The sequence below is a fragment of the Mesorhizobium sp. M5C.F.Ca.IN.020.29.1.1 genome, assembly GCF_003997375.1.
In the GTDB taxonomy this organism is placed as follows: Bacteria; Pseudomonadota; Alphaproteobacteria; order Rhizobiales; family Rhizobiaceae; genus Mesorhizobium; species Mesorhizobium wenxiniae.
The window spans coordinates 1-2,228 of sequence record NZ_RZSW01000765.1 but is presented as its reverse complement, the minus strand read 5'-3'; the positions used below and the strand labels follow the sequence as shown (position 1 = coordinate 2,228).

The 2,228-nt window shown below is 63.9% G+C and carries 3 protein-coding genes; 1 reads left to right on the top strand and 2 read right to left on the bottom strand.

The genetic code is table 11. From position 1 onward, the window contains the following. Positions 1-53: 53 nt before the first annotated feature. Positions 54-965: an agmatinase gene (locus tag EOA85_RS33255; RefSeq protein ID WP_127212536.1), complete on the top strand. Its 912-nt coding sequence runs from the start codon at positions 54-56 to the stop codon at positions 963-965. Positions 966-1,108: 143 nt separating this feature from the next. On the opposite strand, the gene EOA85_RS33250 is transcribed toward EOA85_RS33255, so the two are convergent. Both EOA85_RS33250 and EOA85_RS33245 read right to left on the bottom strand, forming a co-directional pair. After that, positions 1,109-1,672, bottom strand: a complete 564-nt coding sequence (locus EOA85_RS33250; RefSeq protein ID WP_127212535.1) for a DUF2076 domain-containing protein — start codon at positions 1,670-1,672, stop codon at positions 1,109-1,111. Between the two features lie 125 nt (positions 1,673-1,797). After that, positions 1,798-2,228: Bax inhibitor-1/YccA family protein (locus tag EOA85_RS33245; protein ID WP_164760060.1), on the bottom strand; the 431-nt coding region annotated here is incomplete at its 5' end.

The window sequence follows — 2,228 nt, the reverse complement described above, 5'->3', positions numbered from 1 at the left end:
CCATCCTACCACCCAACACGGAAATTCAGCTAACCATCATTGACCATCACGAAATGACCGCATCTCCTCCTTTTCTCGGCTTTCCCGAACGCCTCGCCGATGGTCGCATGCCCCGTGCGGTGATCTTCGGAGCCGGTCACGGCAGCACCTATCCCGGCAAGGACAGCAGCGGCTATGCCTTGGCCGCCGACGCCATCCGCGCTGCGAGCCAGGGCGATGCCGAGCTCGTCGAGCACTGGGATTTCGATCTCGGCGGCCCGCTGTTCGACGGCAAGCCGGTCTGCTGCATCGACGCCGGCGACATCCCGACCACCATGCATGACAATGCCGGCAACCGGGCCCGAATCGAGGCGACGACGCGCGAGATCCTGGCATTGCCGGCCGTACCGATCCTGCTCGGTGGCGACGATTCCGTGCCCATTCCCTTCCTCGCCGGCTTTGCGGATCACGGGCCGATCTGGATCCTGCAGATCGACGCCCATATCGACTGGCGCGGCGAGTTGCATGGCGAGCGCTACGGCTATTCGAACCCGATGCGCCGGGCGAGCGAGATGCCGCATGTCGCCGGCATCGTGCAGGTCGGCATCCGTGGCGTCGGCAGCGCACGCCTTAGCGAAATCGAAGCCGCGCGGCACTACGGCAGCCGCTTCGTAACCGCCCGCGAAGTTCACGCCGAGGGCGTCGACGCTGCTCTCCGGCATATTCCGGAAGGAGCGCGGATCGTCGTCACCCTCGACTGCGACGGCCTCGATCCCAGCATCATGCCGGGCGTGGCGGCGCGTACGCCCGGCGGCCTCACCTACACGCAGGTGATCGATCTGATCGCCGGCCTCGGCAAGCGGGCCAGGATCGCAGGATTCGACCTTGTCGAGCTCTATCCTCCGGCCGACATTGACGGCCTGTCGGCCCTGACCGCCGCGCGTCTTCTCGTCAATGTGATCGGCACCATAGTCCGGCAAGTTTGAACCCGGCTTCTCGGGCGATCCGGTCAGTGACAGGAAGGCTCGTCATCGCCTGATGCGACATTTCTGGTCGCAGGGGATGTGACTGTCCCTTGCCGCGAAGGCCGATTTCCTGGTCAGACCGCCCTCCGCGCTTTCCATTCGTGTCAAAATTCGATATCGCCAAAGTCGCCGCCGCCATCGGAGCCGGCGTCGCCTGCCGGGTCGGCAGCGGCTTCGTCTGGCTGTGACGCCGCCGGCTCGGTTGCCTGCGCTTCGCTTCCGCCAAACATGCCTGCGATGGCGTTGCCGAGAAGCACACCCCCAGCCACGCCCATCACAGTCTGTGCGGCTCCTGCGAGGAACCCGCCGCCTGCCCTCTGCCGATCATTGCCCGAAAGCGGCTCCTGCGGCACAGCGGCAGCGGTGCGCCCGACCCACGGGACCGAACCCGAGCGCCTGGCGCCGCCGCCGAAGAGCCCGCCAAGCAATCCGCCGCCGGCAGACTGCTGTGCCTGTTGTTCCAGTTCCTCGATGCGGGACTGTGCCGCGTTCAGGGCCTGCTCTTGCACGACGATGGTCTGCGCCATGTAGTATGGCGCGCCGGGCTGCCGGGCAATCTGATCGTTGATGAAGCGTTCCGCTTCGGCATCGCGCGGCGGCGTCTGTCGCTCGACGTTCGCAAGTTTCTCGAAAAGATTCCCGATCGCCTGCTGGTCGTTCCTGTCCATGAGAAGCTACTCCGGTTGTCCAGGCGCGCCCCGCGTCCAAGAGATTTTCGCGACGCTCTAAGTCCCTGTTTTATGCATGTCGCGGCTCCAAAACCGCTGCCGCGACATGCAGTTGATTGACGGGCCTATTCGCGCTCGCCAGTGAAGTTCAGCAGCAGCTGGAAGATGTTGATGAAGTTCAGATAGAGTGAGAATGCACCGAAGACGGCGAGCTTCTGCTGCGATTCCGCACCGAAGTTTTCCGCAAACTGCTCCTTGATCGTCTGGGTATCCCAGGCGGTGAGACCGATGAAGACGGCGATGCCGATCACCGAGATGGCGAACTGGAGTGCGGTCGAGCCGAGGAAGATATTGACGATGCTGGCAATCACCACGCCGATCAGGCCCATGATCAGGAAGGACGAGAACTGGGTCAGGTCGCGTTTGGTCGTATAGCCGTAAAGGCTGGTCGCGCCGAACATGGTGGCGGCGATGAAGAAGGTGCGCGCGATGCTGGTCCCGGTGAACACCAAGAACACGGACGCCAGCGACAGGCCCATGACCGCACAGAATGCCC